Origin of the sequence: Metabacillus indicus, from assembly GCF_046603695.1 — a bacterium.
Lineage (GTDB): Bacteria > Bacillota > Bacilli > Bacillales > Bacillaceae > Bacillus_P > Bacillus_P indicus.
Genome location: NZ_CP176757.1, coordinates 3,120,095 through 3,137,169, shown reverse-complemented (window position 1 = coordinate 3,137,169; position 17,075 = coordinate 3,120,095). Strand labels below are relative to the sequence as shown.

General features: G+C 43.8%; 14 protein-coding genes and 1 other annotated feature. Of the genes, 10 read left to right on the top strand and 4 right to left on the bottom strand.

Features of this window, described 5'->3' with window-relative positions; translation table 11 throughout:
* Window positions 1–29: 29 nt before the first annotated feature.
* Window positions 30–1,106, top strand: a complete 1,077-nt coding sequence (locus ACK1LH_RS16085; RefSeq protein WP_029278965.1) for a bifunctional 3-deoxy-7-phosphoheptulonate synthase/chorismate mutase — start codon at window positions 30–32, stop codon at window positions 1,104–1,106.
* Window positions 1,107–1,340: 234 nt separating this feature from the next.
* Complete coding sequence (ccpA, locus tag ACK1LH_RS16080) at window positions 1,341–2,411, top strand: catabolite control protein A (protein ID WP_267881644.1); 1,071 nt, start codon at window positions 1,341–1,343, stop codon at window positions 2,409–2,411.
* 42 nt (window positions 2,412–2,453) lie between these two features.
* Here the strand turns inward: ccpA and ACK1LH_RS16075 are convergent, their stop codons facing one another.
* From ACK1LH_RS16075 to ACK1LH_RS16065, 3 genes are read right to left on the bottom strand one after another with little or no spacing between them, the layout of a single operon-like run.
* Window positions 2,454–3,626, bottom strand: a complete 1,173-nt coding sequence (locus ACK1LH_RS16075) for an acetoin utilization protein AcuC (RefSeq protein WP_411333596.1) — start codon at window positions 3,624–3,626, stop codon at window positions 2,454–2,456.
* The gene (locus tag ACK1LH_RS16070; protein WP_029278970.1) at window positions 3,623–4,267 is read right to left on the bottom strand and encodes an acetoin utilization AcuB family protein; all 645 of its coding nucleotides are present in this window, start codon (window positions 4,265–4,267) and stop codon (window positions 3,623–3,625) included. Before ACK1LH_RS16070 ends, ACK1LH_RS16075 begins: the two co-directional genes overlap by 4 nt.
* A 39-nt stretch (window positions 4,268–4,306) precedes the next feature.
* Window positions 4,307–4,939 (bottom strand): GNAT family N-acetyltransferase, encoded by a 633-nt coding sequence (locus ACK1LH_RS16065; RefSeq protein WP_029278972.1) that lies wholly within the window; start codon window positions 4,937–4,939, stop codon window positions 4,307–4,309.
* Window positions 4,940–5,101: 162 nt separating this feature from the next.
* Here ACK1LH_RS16065 and acsA point away from each other — a divergent pair, with 162 nt between their 5' ends.
* Window positions 5,102–6,820, top strand: coding sequence for an acetate--CoA ligase (gene acsA / locus ACK1LH_RS16060; RefSeq protein WP_411333593.1), 1,719 nt, complete (start codon window positions 5,102–5,104; stop codon window positions 6,818–6,820).
* A gap of 436 nt (window positions 6,821–7,256) precedes the next feature.
* Here acsA and ACK1LH_RS16055 read toward each other — a convergent pair whose 3' ends face one another.
* Window positions 7,257–10,181 (bottom strand): transglycosylase domain-containing protein, encoded by a 2,925-nt coding sequence (locus ACK1LH_RS16055; RefSeq protein WP_411333591.1) that lies wholly within the window; start codon window positions 10,179–10,181, stop codon window positions 7,257–7,259.
* Window positions 10,182–10,311: 130 nt separating this feature from the next.
* Window positions 10,312–10,533 (top strand) — a binding site (T-box leader).
* Window positions 10,534–10,581: 48 nt separating this feature from the next.
* Here ACK1LH_RS16055 and tyrS point away from each other — a divergent pair.
* The 7 genes from tyrS (at window position 10,582) to ACK1LH_RS16020 (ending at window position 17,075) form a co-directional block, all read left to right on the top strand.
* Window positions 10,582–11,847, top strand: coding sequence for a tyrosine--tRNA ligase (tyrS, locus tag ACK1LH_RS16050; RefSeq protein WP_411333589.1), 1,266 nt, complete (start codon window positions 10,582–10,584; stop codon window positions 11,845–11,847).
* Window positions 11,848–11,994: 147 nt separating this feature from the next.
* Window positions 11,995–12,921, top strand: coding sequence for a GntR family transcriptional regulator YhfZ (gene yhfZ, locus ACK1LH_RS16045; RefSeq protein ID WP_411333587.1), 927 nt, complete (start codon window positions 11,995–11,997; stop codon window positions 12,919–12,921).
* A gap of 52 nt (window positions 12,922–12,973) precedes the next feature.
* Window positions 12,974–13,336 carry a PRD domain-containing protein gene (locus ACK1LH_RS16040; RefSeq protein ID WP_320156493.1) on the top strand — a complete coding sequence of 121 codons (363 nt, stop codon included), beginning with the start codon at window positions 12,974–12,976 and terminating at the stop codon, window positions 13,334–13,336.
* Complete coding sequence (locus tag ACK1LH_RS16035) at window positions 13,333–13,692, top strand: DUF2620 domain-containing protein (protein ID WP_320156492.1); 360 nt, start codon at window positions 13,333–13,335, stop codon at window positions 13,690–13,692. Before ACK1LH_RS16040 ends, ACK1LH_RS16035 begins: the two co-directional genes overlap by 4 nt.
* A gap of 30 nt (window positions 13,693–13,722) precedes the next feature.
* Window positions 13,723–15,021 (top strand): YhfT family protein, encoded by a 1,299-nt coding sequence (locus tag ACK1LH_RS16030; RefSeq protein ID WP_320156491.1) that lies wholly within the window; start codon window positions 13,723–13,725, stop codon window positions 15,019–15,021.
* A gap of 12 nt (window positions 15,022–15,033) precedes the next feature.
* Entirely contained in the window at window positions 15,034–15,945 is a 912-nt protein-coding gene (locus ACK1LH_RS16025) for a phosphotriesterase (RefSeq protein ID WP_411333584.1), read from the top strand.
* Window positions 15,946–15,959: 14 nt separating this feature from the next.
* Window positions 15,960–17,075: an aminotransferase class V-fold PLP-dependent enzyme gene (locus tag ACK1LH_RS16020; protein WP_411333583.1), complete on the top strand. Its 1,116-nt coding sequence runs from the start codon at window positions 15,960–15,962 to the stop codon at window positions 17,073–17,075.

Sequence of the window (17,075 nt, the reverse complement as noted above, 5' to 3'; positions counted from 1 at the left end):
TTCTATAAAAACGGGAAAGGATGAGTCAGATGAGTAACGCCGAGTTAGAAGCATTGCGAGAGAGAGCAGAAGAGATTAATCTGCAGATTTTACAGCTGATTAATGAGCGAGGAAAGTTAGTACAGGATATTGGTAAAGCCAAGGAAGCGCAGGGCGTTAATCGATATGATCCTGTCCGTGAACGAAGAATGCTTAATAAACTGAAAGAAAACAATGACGGGCCTTTCGAGGATTCCACCATTCAGCATATATTCAAAGAAATCTTTAAAGCGAGTCTTGAGCTTCAGGAAGACGACCACCGCAAGGCGCTTTTAGTTTCTCGCAAAAAGAAACCTGAAGATACGATTGTGGATGTAAAAGGAGTTAAAATCGGAGACGGCAGCCAGGTGCTGATTGCCGGTCCATGCGCAGTTGAAAGCTATGAGCAGGTTGCTGCTGTTGCTGAAGAAGCCAAGAAACAAGGAGTGCGCCTGCTTCGCGGCGGTGCGTTCAAACCGCGCACAAGCCCTTACGATTTCCAGGGTCTTGGTGTAGAAGGCCTGAAAATACTAAAACGCGTTGCCGATGAGTACGATATGGCTGTCATCAGTGAAATCGTCAACCCGGCAGATATCGAAATCGCAATTCAATACATCGATGTCATTCAGATCGGTGCACGCAATATGCAGAACTTTGAGCTGCTGAAAGCTGCCGGTGCCGTTAATAAGCCTGTGCTCCTGAAGCGCGGTCTTGCGGCAACTCTCGATGAATTTGTGAATGCTGCCGAGTACATCATTTCACAGGGAAATGATCAGATCATCCTGTGTGAACGCGGCATCAGAACGTATGAAACAGCAACACGCAACACGCTTGATATTTCAGCGGTTCCTATTTTAAAACAGGAAACGCACTTGCCGGTACTTGTGGATGTGACGCATTCAACAGGACGCCGCGATTTGCTTATTCCATGTGCTAAAGCTGCACTTGCAATCGGAGCAGACGGCGTAATGGCAGAGGTTCATCCGGACCCGGCGGTTGCACTGTCAGATTCTGCCCAGCAGATGGACTTCGATCAGTTTGCTGATTTCATGAATGAAATTAAACCTTTAATTAAAGTTAAAGCATAAAAAACCTTTTCAGGGTGCCGCGGAGGAGAGAATTCTTGAATCCGCACGGCACCCTGATTTTGTTTTGCTTGCAACATGATGAGGTTTTATTTATGATAGAAAACAGTGCTGTTTATGAAAAACTTTGCTCATTTATGAACAAATACGGTTATATTGCGTAAAAACGCTGTAAATAGATTGCTTACGTTTTCATAGTATCGTATCATTATGTACATATAAATTCATAATGATGACATGTTACTTTCAATAATTGTAAATGCTAACTATACATATAGATGGATTTCGAAGGAGTGTAGGAAAATGAACAATATTACGATTTACGATGTAGCCCGTGAAGCAAATGTTTCCATGGCTACAGTATCAAGGGTTGTAAACGGCAACCCGAATGTAAAACCGACAACGCGCAAAAAGGTGTCTGAAGCCATTGATCGTCTCGGCTACCGCCCAAATGCTGTTGCAAGAGGACTTGCGAGCAAAAAAACAACAACTGTAGGGGTCATTATCCCTGATATCTCAAGTACATTTTATGCAGAACTTGCCCGCGGAATTGAAGATATTGCAACTATGTACAAATACAACATTATCTTGAGTAATTCAGATCAAAACCGCGACAAGGAACTGCACCTGCTGAACACGATGCTTGGAAAGCAAGTGGACGGAATTGTCTTCATGGGCGGAAACATTACAGACGAGCATGTGGAAGAGTTTAAGCGCTCCCCTGTACCGATCGTTCTTGCTGCTTCTGTAGATGTAAATGAAGTGACACCTTCAGTAAACATCAACTATGAGCAGGCATCCTTTGATGCTGTGTCCATGCTGATTGAAAAAGGCCATAAGCGCATCGGTTATGTAACAGGACCAATGGAAGAGCCGATCAATAAAGAAATGAAAATGAAAGGCTATCTGCGTGCCCTGTCAGAAGCCGGCATTGACGCTGATGAAGCGCTGATCACAGAGGGTGACTACACGTATGATTCAGGCCTTGAGGCTTTTGAGAAAATCAATGAGCTCTCTGATAAACCGACTGCGATCTTTGCAGGAACTGATGAAATGGCGCTTGGAGTTGTACATGCCGCTCAGGACATGGGCTATGTGATTCCGAATGACATTGAAATCATCGGATTTGACAACACGAAGCTTGCATCAATGGTCCGTCCTAAGCTGACGACCGTTGTACAGCCGACTTATGACATCGGAGCTGTAGCTATGCGCTTGTTGACAAAGCTGATGAACAAAGAAGAAGTGGAAAATCATATCGTTGAGCTTCCGCACCGCATTGAAATAAGACAATCGACAAAATCATAAGTAAAAGGCATGAATCCCTGCGATTCATGCCTTTTTTCAGGTTTAAAGAGAGTGTCTGTCTTTCGCCTTGTTCTGACGGATCGGGAAAAGAGCTTTAGCGGTCGTCTGCGCATTTTTCTCTTCAATTTCAAGCTTTCTTGGGATGGCTTTATAGTCATCCTTGGAATCGTGCCAGAAGGAAGGAAGAGTGACAGGGGCTTTTGACTGCCAGTGTTCAATCCACTCAGGAGGAAGGTTTCCTTCTGCAGGAAGATTCTTCATCTGAAGCCAGATCATCGCCCATGCCCTCGGGACAACTCTCCAAATGTCATACCCGCCGCCGCCGACGGCAATCCATTTTCCTCCGCAGTACTCATCAGCGATTTCCTGAGCGAGCTTAGGAATTTCTTTGAAAATAGCGGTCGTTGTCGCGAAATGAGTAAGAGGATCATAAAAGTGGGCATCTGCGCCGTTTTGGGTAAGAATCACATCTGGTTTAAAGAAAGCGGCAACCTCCCGTATCGACTGCCTGTAGGCATCCATCCAGGATTCATCTTCAGTAAAGGCATCAAGCGGGATATTAAACGAATACCCGTAGCCCTGTCCTGCGCCGCGCTCGGTCACATTGCCTGTCCCAGGAAATAAGTAGCGTCCGGTTTCATGAATGGACAGGGTGCAGACAGAAGGATCATCGTAAAAAGTCCACTGCACGCCGTCTCCGTGATGGGCATCTGTATCTATATAGAGCACTTTCGCCTGATACTTTTTCTGAATATACTTGATCGCAACAGAGCTGTCGTTATATATGCAAAATCCGGAAGCCTTGCCGCGGAAGCCGTGATGAAGCCCTCCTCCAAGATTCAAGGCTCTTTTGGATTTTCCTTCCATAACATGCTCTACTGCTGCAAGCGTGCCTCCGACAAGAAGAGCTGCGGCGTCATGCATGCCTGGAAAAATAGGAGTATCTTCCGTTCCAATTCCGTAATTCATTGCCTCTTTTTGATCCAGCTCTCCCGCTCCCGCTTTTTTGACCGCTTCGATGTACTTTTTGTCGTGAACAAGTGCAAGCTCCTCGTCAGTGGCCATTCTAGGTGCCGCGAGCTCATCATCAGACAATGCATTCATCTTTTTCAGCAGATCATAGGTCAGCTCTACTCTAAGCTGGTTGAATGGGTGGTCCTGGCTGAATTTGTACTGCTGAAAAAGAGGGGAGTAGATGAAAATATTTTCTTTCATGACGAAATCCCCGGTACATTGGGCCACAGAACGGTATAGCCTTCTTTATCAAGCTCCTCAATTAAAGGCATCGGATTCATTGTCTGAACTCTGAAGACGAGGATCTTAAACCGTTCGTCCTGATCAGGATAAACCAGCACGCTCGATATATTCACATTGTGCCTGCTGAAAACAGCAGCTGCTTCTGAAAGAACTCCTGATACATTCGGAACTTTTACTTCAATCTGAGAGCCGGGCTGGTCAGCGCCTGTCAGCTGAACGAATGTATGGAGAAGATCCGTTTCTGTCACAATCCCCACTAGCTTTCCGTGCTTGATGATCGGCAGACATCCAATTTTATGCTCATAGAAAATAGACGAGATTTCTTCGACAAAATCAAGCGGATGTCCGGTAATCGCATCTGTTTTCATGATGGATTTGAGCGGTTTATTCAGCGTTTCCCGGTCATTGGTCAGTTCGAATATGGAAGGACTCGCATCCTTTATGTCCCTATCTGAAACGATGCCTGCGAGCATGTCGTTTCCTGACACAATAAGAATATGGCGGATTCGGTGTTCAGCCATTCTTTCAATGGCTTCAGCAATGGTTGCATCCGGCTGAAGCGTAACGACGTTTTTATTCATGATTTGTTCGACGATCATTCTTATTACCCCTTTGTTTTAAAGCATGAACGAAACATATCAGTACATAAAGCGGTTTTTGAATCTTAATTGGTCAAACTGCTGAATGGAGTCCTGATCGACTCTTTTCCCTATTTTCGCCATCAGGCAGTTTGCAGGATGAGAGCTGATTTCAGGTTCATCTGTCGCATACCATTCAAGGCCGCCTGCATTCATCATCTTCTCCATGACTTTCCTGTATTCCCATACATTCAGCCCGGTTCCTTTTAAATCCCAGTGCCAGTAGTACTCGGTTGTAATGGTGATATAATCCTCCATGGCATCGTCCATCATCGAAACTCTCAGAAGATTTTTCCCCACAGAGAAGCCCCGGAATTCAGGTATGACTTCAATCGCACCGAGTTCAATCAAATTTTCCATCTTACCTTCTGACCATCTTTCAAGAGGATCAGGATACAAATATGTAACATACCCGACAATGGTATGGCGATTTCTTGCAATAATTATCCGGCCTTCCGGAAGTCCCGCTATTTCGACCAATGCCTTATGCTGCTGCTCAGGTTGCCTGAAGGCAGTCAGATCCTTGTGAAATTCAAGTCCTGCCAGTTTTTCAGGCTTAATGGGTCCTTCAATAATAAGGGGGCCAAACGGAGTTTTTATCTCTTTTGCGTTGTACGTTTTCGGGTGTTCCATTCATTCACCGCCTTTTTAATCTGCTGAACTATCATCTATTATACTAGAAAAAATAGAAAATGAAGCGTTTACACGAAAAAACCGGGATTTTTTTAAAAATTGAGAAAAGATAGAAACTGTTCTATAATAGAGGATGTATACACTGAACAAGGGGGAATTAAGATGAAGTTGGAAGCGCTGCCAGCAGCAAAGGGGAACCACAATCTTGAAGACTACCAAAAAGCCTATGACCAATTTGACTGGTCTGAGGCAGAAAGAAACCTCTCGTGGTCGGAAACAGGAAGAATCAATGCTGCATACGAAGCAATTGACAAACATGCAGAATCTTTCCGGAAGAACAAGGTTGCCTTGTACTACCGGGACCCTGAAAGAGAAGAGAAGTATACGTTTAAAGAAATGAAAGAACGATCAAATAAAGCAGGGAATATTCTCCGCCAATGTGCAGATGTTGAAAAAGGCGACAGAGTGTTTGTCTTCATGCCGAGAACGCCCGAGCTTTATTTTACTGTCCTTGGAGCCATCAAACTGGGCGCCATCGTTGGTCCATTATTTGAGGCATTCATGGAGGGGGCAGTAAGCGACCGCCTGAAAGACAGCGAGGCTAAAGTCATCGTGACAACGCCGGAACTTCTTGAGCGTGTTCCGTTCAACGATCTGCCTGCTTTAAAGCATGTTGTATTAGTTGGAGAAAATGTAAATGAAGATGGTCCGTACATAGATTTCCTTACAAGAATGAAAACCGCGAGCACGAAGCTCGAAATAGAATGGGTAGAAAAGACGGACGGACTTCTTCTTCATTATACGTCCGGTTCGACAGGAAAACCAAAAGGTGTGCTTCATGTCCACCAGGCAATGGTGCAGCATTACCAGACAGGCAGCTGGGTGCTTGACCTGAAGGAAGATGACGTTTACTGGTGCACAGCAGATCCAGGCTGGGTAACGGGTACAGTATACGGCATTTTCGGACCATGGCTTCACGGTGCATCCAATGTCATCGTTGGAGGCAGGTTTAAGCCGGAGCATTGGTATGAAACGATCCAAAACTATGGCGTTACCGTATGGTACAGTGCGCCGACTGCCTTCCGCATGCTGATGGGAGCAGGAGACGAACTCGTTAAACAATATGATTTAAGCTCATTAAGACATGTTTTAAGTGTCGGAGAGCCTCTTAATCCTGAAGTTGTCAGATGGGGAGTAAAAGTGTTTGATAACCGGATCCACGATACGTGGTGGATGACTGAAACAGGCGCGCAGGTAATCTGCAACTACCCGTCCATGGAAATCAAACCGGGCTCTATGGGCAAGCCGATCCCGGGCGTCGAGGCTGCCATAGTGGATGACCAGGGAAATGAAGTTCCGCCGTACCGCATGGGCAACCTTGCGATTAAAAAGGGCTGGCCTTCCATGATGCATGCGATCTGGAACAACAAAGAAAAGTATGAATCCTATTTCATGCCGGGCGACTGGTATGTATCAGGCGACTCTGCCTATAAAGATGAGGACGGTTACTACTGGTTCCAGGGAAGAATTGATGATGTCATCATGACTTCAGGGGAGAGAGTTGGGCCGTTTGAAGTGGAAAGCAAGCTTGTCGAACACCCTGCCATTGCAGAAGCAGGCGTCATCGGCAAACCTGACCCGGTCCGCGGCGAGATCATCAAAGCGTTTGTCGCCCTTCGCGACGGCTACGAGGCAACGGATGAACTCAAAGAAGAAATCCGCAACTTCGTGAAAAAAGGCCTTGCTGCACACGCGGCACCTCGCGAAATCGAATTCCGCGACAAGCTGCCTAAAACACGCAGCGGAAAAATCATGCGCCGCGTCCTGAAAGCATGGGAACTTGATCTGCCGACAGGTGATTTGTCGACGATGGAAGATTAAAGAACGAATAGAGCAAAGAAAATCCGAACTGAGGTAATTAGTTCGGATTTTTTCTGTTGGAAGGATTTTTGCAGCTGGTTTTGAGAGTTGTGTTGACCCTTTATTAGGAGGGTTACCGTGTGAAAGGTTATAAGTAAACAAGAAATGACCCTTTATCAAGTGGGATATTGTGCGAAGGGTCATAAGTGCAAAAGATATGACCCTTTATCAGGAGGATTATTGTGTGAAAGGTTATAAGTAAACAAGAAATGACCCTTTATCAAGTAGGGTATTGTGCGAAGGGTCATAAGTGCATAAGTAATGACCCTTTATCATGAGGGGGATCGTACTAAGGGTCATAAGTGCCATGCCACTTTATTAATTGACGAAAACTGGTTTGTGGCCTCACTCCCAGAACCTAAAAAAGGACGCCCGCAGCGGGCATCCTTCATCACAATCATCCATTCGGTTTTTCAGGCGGTGTTTGGGGTTCGCCCGGCGGTTTCGCAGGCTCTCCCGGTTTTGGTTTTTCAGGCGGAGCCGGCGGCTTAGGTTCAGCAGGTTTAGGTTCTGCCGGCTTAGGTTCTGCCGGTTTAGGTGCAGCAGGCTTTGGCTCTGCAGGTTTTGCAGCGGCCGGTTTTTCTGCCTGGTAGCTGCCGCTTTTCACAATGGCGGAAGCAGGTGATTCTTTTCCGGCTACATCAACTGCTGTGACGTAGTAGGCTGCCGGAGAGCCGCCGATTGAAGCGGAAAGGCTCTTGGAAGCCGGAATGCTGGCAACTTTTTTAAAGTCTTTAGAGAAATTGCCGGCTGCATATACGCGGTAGCCGATGACATCAGAATCTCCGCTTGTGTTCCATGCAAGAGAGCTGCCGCTTATTCCGACACCTGTTACTTGCCTTGGCACCGCTCCGTTGTCCCTGATTTCATTTCCGTCAGTGACGACAATTTTTCCCCAATTTGTTTTGTTTGGCAGCAGTTCTTTTAAATCGCTGAAGCTGCTGAGATTATGCAATTCAAGGATTTCCTTCTTCAGCATCGGGCCCTGCTGGACAAATTCAGCAGGTGCAGAAGGAGGTACCTGATACGCACGGTCTTTCACAAACACATATTTTCCGGACGTTAAACTGTCATCTGTTTTTCTCGGCACAAACTTTGCGTTGAAAAGATCTGTTGTAACCAGACCTGCCTGCTGGCACATCGCAGACGGAAGATCGCCTGAAAGGGCGCAGTAGGATCTCTGGACAATTCCGCCCGGCATTTTAAACGTCGCTTTTGGTGCAATCATTCCCGGGTTTACTTCATGTGCAGCGTTCATCATCTTCGACCAGAGGAGGATGTTCCGCTGGCTGTAGGACATGCCTTTATAGTTTTTATCAACAGACTTTGGAGTATCATAGCCGAGCCATGTGCCAAAGGACACATTTGGATTAGAAGCTACAAACCAAATATCCTTATACTCCTGACTCGTACCTGTCTTTCCTGCCCAGTCTGCACTGAATGACAGATACTTTTTGGCTGACGCCCCTGTTCCGGACTGTACAACATCTCTCATCATATCAATCGTCAGATAGGAAGTTTGCGGTGTGAACACGTCGACAGCTTTTGATTGATGCTGGTAAATGACTTCTCCTGATTTTGTTTCTATTTTTTCAATCAGATAAGCATCAACAAATTTTCCGCCGTTTGCAAAGGTAGCATAGGCGTTTACGTTTTCCTCTACTGTCACTCCGTTGGTCAATCCACCGATCGCAACGGCAGGGGCTCCGATATCTCTTTTAGAAATATTGCTCATGCCCATTTTCTTTAAATACTCAGTAGGATTTTGATCCATAACCCTCATATATGATTTGATGGCAGGTATGTTATATGATTTCTCAAGAGCAAATCGCGCACTTGTAAAGCCATGGAACCTGCCGTCAAAGTTTTTAGGCTTCCATCCCCGAACGTCCATCGGCACATCTGCAAGAACGGACCCAGGCTGCAGTTTTCCGACTTCCATGGCAGGGGCATAGGCAAGGAGCGGCTTCATCGTCGAACCATTCGAACGGTACGAATCTGTCGCATGATTCGTCTCTGAAACACCGTGATCTCTTCCCCCGACAAAGCTGAGGATTTTTCCGGTTTTGTTTTCGATTAACACAGCGCCTACTTCAACTGGTTCCTGAACTTGATCCTTTTTGCCTGTTTCTTTATTAATCTTGTATTCTGGTTTGCTGTTGCCGTAATATTCATAGGATTTGGCAATGGCGTTCATTTTATCGTACATCGCCTTATTGACGGTGGTATGAATCTTGTAGCCGTTTTGTCTTAGATTTCTGTCTGCCAGAGCTTTGTATTCGGCATAGAGTTCTTTATTTTGCTTTAATTCATCCAGTTTGCGGCCGTCTTTTTCCGCAAGCTGGGCAAGAATGATATCTCTTGCGCGCTCTTCAATTTCGTATGTGAGCCAAGGATATTCATCAATGGAAGAAGGTTTGGCGGCTGTTAAGCTTTTTCTAAGGTCGAATTTGCTTGCTTCCTGATATTCCTGCTGGGTAATAAAGCCTTTGTCGTGCATGCGGCGCAGAACGGTTTTCATTCTGGACGTCCCCGCATCAAGATTTTCTTTAATTTCTCCCTGGTTTGTAAAAGGTGTGTAGCCAAACGGGCTTTGCGGAAGTCCCGCTATAAATGCTGCTTGAGGGAGCGACAGGTCTTTTGCATCGACTCCGAAAATACCTTGGGCAGCTGCCTGTACTCCCGCGACATTTCTTCCTGATGCATTTCTTCCAAGATCCGCTACATTCAAGTAAGCTTCAAGAATCTCTTCTTTTTCAAAAAATCGTTCTAGTCTGAGCGCAAGCAGAATTTCCTTTGCTTTTCGGTCAAAAGAAACTTCATCGGTCAGGATCTGATTTTTGATGAGCTGCTGAGTCAGCGTGCTTCCTCCTGAACGATTAGACGAGTTGGTTGCTTCCTGAAAAAGAGCGCGCATAATCGCTTTAGGAACCACGCCGTCATGCTCGTAGAAAAATTCATCTTCTGTCGCGATTACGGCATTTTTTACATGATCAGAAATATCCGCAAGCTTTACTTCCTGCCGTTCAATATCTGCCCGGAGCTTGCCGAGGTAAACATTATCCGAAAAATAAGCCTGCGAGGTTTCTTCATAGTTGTAGATGTCTTTTTTCATTGAATTGTATGTGCGGAGAGGTTCATCTTTTACGAGAGAAGCAAAATAGCCTGCTCCTACGCCCGCACCGAAAGAAGCCGTCAGTAAACCGATTACAATAAACACAAGCACCAGGTTCCAGATGACTCCATATGTAATGTTAAACCCTTTAATTGTTCTATGTTTGTATGGCATCCATTTTCTGTACCACGTTTTAAGTTTATCCATGAGCGTATCATCCCCCTATACAATCACTTTATTATATCATATAAAAACAGTTCTTTTGTATGATCTTGTCAAATCGGGGCGGATCGTTTGACAAGTCATGCTGAGTTGTGGTAAAAAAGATTTATTATTATTTATCGCTTTGAATGGAAGAAGTAGTGAACATCTCCCTGTCCCAGAAAGCTGATGGTCGATGCAAATCAGCACAAAGATGTGTCATGAATTACCTCCAGGAGCTTCTTTTGTGAACGGCAGATCTGCCAATTAGCAGAAGACGGTTAAAGGCCGTTATCTTTTCGAGACGGGAAGCATGCTTCCCAAAGCAGGGTGGTACCGCGTATTCCACGCCCCTTCATTTATTGAAGGGGCGTTTTTGTATTTTATGAAAAAGGAGAGAAGCAAAATGAGTGAATTGCTCAAAGATCTTCAGTTTAGAGGATTAATTCAACAAATGACAGACGAAGAAGGCCTGAAAAAGGTGCTTGAAGAGGAGTCTGTTAAATTATATACAGGATTTGACCCGACAGCAGACAGCCTGCACATCGGCCATCTGCTTCCAATCTTGACGCTTCGCCGTTTCCAGCAGGCAGGACACCGTCCGATTGCCCTCGTAGGGGGAGCAACAGGAATGATTGGAGACCCGTCCGGCAAAAAAGCAGAACGTACGCTGAATACATCTGATATCGTCAAAGAATGGTCAGATAAAATTAAAAACCAGCTGTCACGTTTCCTTGATTTTGATCTTTCAGGCAAAAATCCTGCCGTACTTGCAAACAACTTCGACTGGATCGGCTCTATGGATCTCATTACGTTCCTAAGAGACGTTGGCAAAAACTTCGGCATCAACTACATGCTTGCTAAAGATACGGTTGCATCAAGAATCGAATCCGGCATCTCATACACAGAATTCAGCTACATGATTCTGCAATCATACGACTTCCTGAACCTATACAGAGAAGAAGGCTGCAGACTTCAGGTTGGAGGAAGCGATCAGTGGGGCAACATTACAGCAGGTCTTGAGCTGATCCGCAAATCAGAAGAGAATGCAAAAGCATTCGGTCTAACTGTACCGCTTGTGACAAAATCAGACGGCACAAAATTCGGCAAAACAGAAGGCGGCGCGATCTGGCTTGATAAGGAAAAGACAACGCCTTACGAGTTCTACCAGTTCTGGATCAACACAGACGACCGCGACGTTATGAAATACATTAAGTTCTTTACGTTCATGTCACACGCGGAAATTGAAGCTCTTGAGCAGGAGCTTGTGAGCTCTCCGGAAAAACGTGCAGCTCAAAAAGCACTCGCTGAAGAAATGACAAAGCTTGTGCATGGAGAAAAATCTCTTGATCAGGCCATCAAGATTTCACAGGCGCTGTTCAGCGGCAACATCAAAGAACTGACGGGCGACGAAATTGAACAGGGCTTCAAAGACGTTCCTGCCTTTACAGTAGAAGAGGACGAAATCGGCTTGATTGACCTTTTAGTCAATGCCAAAATCTCTCCTTCAAAGCGTCAGGCGAGAGAAGACGTATCAAACGGAGCGGTTTACATTAACGGCGAACGCGTTCAGGAAACAGACAAAGTTCTTGGAGCCGAAGACCGCATTGACGACAAGTTTACCGTGATCCGCAGAGGGAAGAAGAAGTACACGCTGATTCAGTACAAATAAAGCGAATAACAAAAGCGCATTGATCTTTAGTTGATCGATGTGCTTTTTCGTTTCGTTAAATATCAGAAAAATCAATCTTGTAAACGGTTAAAAATTGTGGTAAGTTTGCATCAATGAAAATACAAATAATTGTACAAGAGTGGTGCTATGGAAATTTTTGAATCTCTTCTTTCTAAGAAAGGGCTTATTTTACAGAGAATTGCTGAAGATTTACTGTTTATTGATGTAAATGACAGAATTCCCAAGGTAGGCGATTTATCAGAAAAATATAATGTAGGAAGGGGGACTGTACAGACAGCCCTAAAATATCTTGAACAAAGCGGAAGTATTACTTTAGAAGCAAAAGGTCATATGGGTACATTTCTTCGCAGTAAAAACATTCCTGCTCTCTTTAAATTTTGCGGAGCTGAACGAATGACTGGGGTGATGCCGCTTCCCTATTCTAAAAAGTATGAAGGAATAGCAACTGGACTAAGTTCTCAGTTTGAAAAAAATCATCTCAGTTTAAGCATTGCATTCATGAGAGGGGCGAGACTGAGAATTGATGAAGTCAGTAAAGGCAGGTACGATTTTGCCCTTGTATCAAAATTTTCAGCAACTGAAGCCATTAGACGGAATCCAGATTTATCAATTGCACTGTCATTTGGACCGAGCACGTATGTGTCAAAACACGCCGTCTTTTTTTCAGAAAAAAATAACTTTGAAATCAAAGATGGTATGAAGATAGGAATTGATTACAACTCTACTGATCAACAGCTTTTAGTGAAAGCTGAGGCAGATCAGCTGGACATTGAATTTGTTGAACTTAATTACATGCATCTGCTCCAGCATCTTAAAGCAGGAACAATTGATGCTACTGTTTGGAATATTGATGAGATTGACAGCGAATTATATCACATGATGCCGTTAGTATCTGAATTTTCTATAAAAGAAGAGCAGAATATTGGAGAAGCTGTTTGTGTTATTCGGAAAGAAAACAAAAAGGCAGAGTACATTCTTAAGCATTTAAACTTAAATGAGGTTAAAACAATTCAAAGGATGGTTGTAAAAGGGGAGTTTATTCCTAAATATTAAGGAATCCCTTTTATGTTCAAAATACAAATTATTGTACATTGGGGTGGAGCCTATGAAAGAGCTTTATGAAAGACTCGAAGTATTGCAAACCGGAGATGCCATTACTAGCCATGCACAAAGAATTTGCCATAAAACAATCCAAGCTTATGTATCAAATTTAGACACTTCCATTTATCAGATGCTGATTACTCATTTGGCAATGGCTGTTACTAGAGTAGAAAGAAATGAACCGTTAAACAGTCCTCCTGCAACAATAATGGATGAAATTTATCGTTCTCCAAAATTGGAGGAAGCGCAAAATCGTGTTAAGTGGATTGAAAAAGAGTGCGGATTTACTATTCCAAACGAAGAAAAGGATTTTTTATATATGCATTTTGTTTCGGTCCTGACAGCAGAAGAGGAGGAAGAAAGATGAAAATTGTGGTAGGCGGACAAGTAGAAAAGAAAGAGATTGAGAGTTTAGTAAAAAAATATGGTGGTGCCGAAGTAAATGTAGTTGTAAAAGCTGATCTAGAAGCTGCGATGATGCTCAAGACAGGAGATGCAGATTATTACGTAGGAGCCTGTCATACAGGAGGAGGAGGAGCATTGGCTATGGCAATTGCCTTGCTTGGGAAACCTGCATGCGCGACCATTTCAATGCCAGGAAAGACACCAGTTAAAGAAAATGTGCAGTCAGCGGTTGAACAAGGAGCAAGAGCTTTTGGATTTACAGGTGATCACAAAGAAAAAGCGATTGAGTATTTAATGGCTGCTCTGAAAAAAAGATAAAAAGATTGATATTGGGACGGGGGATGGAAGATGGCAGAAGTTATTCTGATGGCGTGTATAGGGGCACTTGCAGCAGTAATGGCAAACTTGGGAATTGCTGTATTTAATGATGGTCTAAGGCCTATTGTTCCGGAGAATCTCGAAGGAAGGATGAGCCGCAAAGAGCTTTCCATTACAGCATTTGCGATGAGTTTTGGTTTGGTAATCGGTTTTGGTATCCCAATTTCCATTGCAGGAAGCATTATTTTGATTCACAGCATTCTCCTTGGTACAGATATAATAGGCCTTGCCTTTAATAGAGGAAAAATCCATTCTGTTCTGGCTGGAATTGCCGGGGCTTTGTATGGTGCAGGCATCTACTATGGTCTTCAGGTAGTTGTTGATGCTTTTGCTATGCTGCCGCTTAACTTTGCAGATGGGTTCAATAAAATTGGAGAACCGGTAGTCGTATCTTTTATGGTGTTTCCAGCAATCGCCATAGCACTTCAATTTGGAATCAAAAAGGGTATCATCACGTTCATTGTCGCAGCTATTGCTAGGCAGTTAATGGTTTTTGCAAACACAGAAAAACTAATCAGCATAAATGGTACTCAAATCGTGTTAAGCCCAGAAGGTATAGCACTGATTATAGGGATGATATTCTTAATCGGATTTGCTGTCAGAGAAAAATCAGACGAAAAAAACCTTTCCGCATTGGCAGCCTTATTCACTGAACGTGTTGCAAAAATAAAGAAATATGCTTGGGTGCTGATGATTAGCGGTGGGCTTATCGCTGCTGCCACAAGCAAGCTGCTGGTTGCCGGAGATCCTATTTCACTTAATCTGCTTGCTGAGGGAAAAATAGCTGAGGGTGGCATTGCGTCACTTGCAAAAGCAATCGGATTTGTTCCTCTAATTGCAAGCACAGCGATCGCTACCGGTGTCTATGGACCAGCAGGTTTTACATTTGTTTTTGGCGCAGGTATTTTTTCTCCTAATCCATTTATAGCTGCTGTTTTAGGAGCGCTTATCATTTTCATAGAAGTTATGATTCTGACTCAATTAGCAAAGGTTCTTGACCGTTATCCCGGCATTCGCGCTTCAGGAGAAAATATTCGTACCGCTATGACACGTGTTTTGGAAGTTGCTCTATTAATCGGTGGAGCAAATGCAGCAAATGTAATAGTTCCTGGACTTGGTTTTTTCGCAATTGCAGGAATTTATCTTCTAAATGAGGCAGCTGGCCGCCCTATTGTCAGAATGGCAGTCGGTCCGATTGGGGCTATCGCAGTAGGGATAATCGGAAATATCCTTGTTCTATTGGGCCTTTACGCTCCGCCAGCAGGGTAAGGAGGATTCTTAATGTATATTCAGACTGTCATTGGTAAGCTGGAGCCTCATGAATTAGGTGTCTGTGCGTGTCATGAACACCTTTATGTTGATCTGAGCAGAATTAAGAAAGATGATGATACCTGTTTAGAGGATATAGAGGTAATTATCGAAGATTTGAACAGTTTTGTCTCTCTTGGAGGCAAAGCATTGGTAGAAGTAACAAATGATGGTATGGGTAGAAATATTCAAAAGCTTGTGGAAATCAGCAGGAAAACTGGGGTGCATATTATTGCAAGTACGGGATGCTATAAGGACCCCTTTATTCCCGATTCAAAACTTGGCTGGGACAGGGACGATTTTGGTGAGTGGATGGTCGATGAGATAACAGAAGGGATCCAACAGACTGGAATTAAACCCGGTGTAATTGGAGAAATCGGCAGCAGTTTGAATGAATTCAAACCTATTGAAACGGAATTGTTTTATGGAGCAATTCAGGCAGCGAAACAAACGAAACTTCCCTTATCTACCCATACAACTTTGGGAACCTGTGCCCTTGAACAAATTACCCTCTTTCAGAATGAAGGTCTCCCGCTGAATAAGGTTGTTATCGGGCATCAGGATTTAAATGTGAGCGACGATAGTGTATTGGAAGTATTAAAAAGCGGAGCATTTGCGGCTTTAGACACAATTGGAAAAGAAAATTATAGGACTGACGCTGACCGCATTGAATCACTTATGTACTTTCTTGAAGAAGGCTTTGAAGATCAATTGTTGCTATCAGGTGATCTGACAAGAAAATCCCATCTTAAAAGGTATGGAGGACAGGGATATGATGTTGTCCTTCGAACTTTTGTACCTGAATTAAAAAAGCGTGGCGTCAGCAGTGCAGTTATAAAAAAATTACTTGTAGAAAATCCTCAAAAGGCATTCAGCATCGGATAGAAAGGTTGATATAAGTGGCGCTTAAATATGCAGACTCAGTACTTGTTAACCGAACAATGGATGAGGCGATCGCTCTTCAATTCAAATTGGTCAATCAAATGACAAAAGTGTTTACCAATAATGCATTTTTTGAGACAGGAGATGTAGGATTAAATCCTGATTTCAGCCGCCCTAAAACAACTGCGGCTGTTGAAAAAGTTCTTGCTGGCGTTTTTGACACGGAAGATTGTTCGCTTGTCAGGGGAAGCGGATCAGGGGCAATCAGAATTGCGCTCAGTATGGTTGCAGGGCCGGGTGACTCTGTTATTGTTCACAAGGCTCCAATGTATATGACAACAAAAGAAACCTTTAGATTAATGGGATTAAGGCAAGAAATTGTAGATTACAACAAGATGGAAGATGTTGAACAAACGCTAAGAGCTCACCATAACATCAAAGTTTTTTATATCCAGCACGCAAGGCAGCAGCTAGAAGATATCTATGATTTGAGGGAAATTATTGCCTTAGTTAAAAGAACGAGGCCGGATATTCTGATTGTAGTGGATGACAATTATTGTGCGATGAAAATGAAAGGAATTGGGGTGGAATATGGAGCAGACATTTCTACATTTTCAGGATTTAAATTGCTGGGTCCAGAAGGGATTGGCGTGATTCTCGGTTCTAAAGGAATTATCGAAAAAATCCATAAAACTAATTATTCGGGCGGAGGACAGGTACAGGGACCGGAAGCACATGAACTTCTAAGGGCAATGACAATGGCTCCTGTTATGCTCGCTATTCAAAATCAACAGGTCGAGAAACTTTGCAGTTTGCTCAATAACGGTTCGTACCCTTTTATTAAAGAAGCTTATATAACCAATTCCCAATCCAAGAATGTCATTGCCGTTCTCACCGATCCAATAGCTCCTTTAGTTATTGAAAAAGCTTCCTTATTTGGAGCAGCAACTTATCCGGTCGGTGCGGAATCAAAGTATGAGATTATGCCGATGATTTATCGTGTTTCAGGAAGTTTCCTTGAAAGTGAACCGCATCTGAAAGAGTGCGGCTTAAGAATTAATCCAATGAAAGCCTCAGCCGAAACGGTATTAAGAATACTGGGTCTGGCAGTTAAAGAGGCTGTGAGGGGTTGA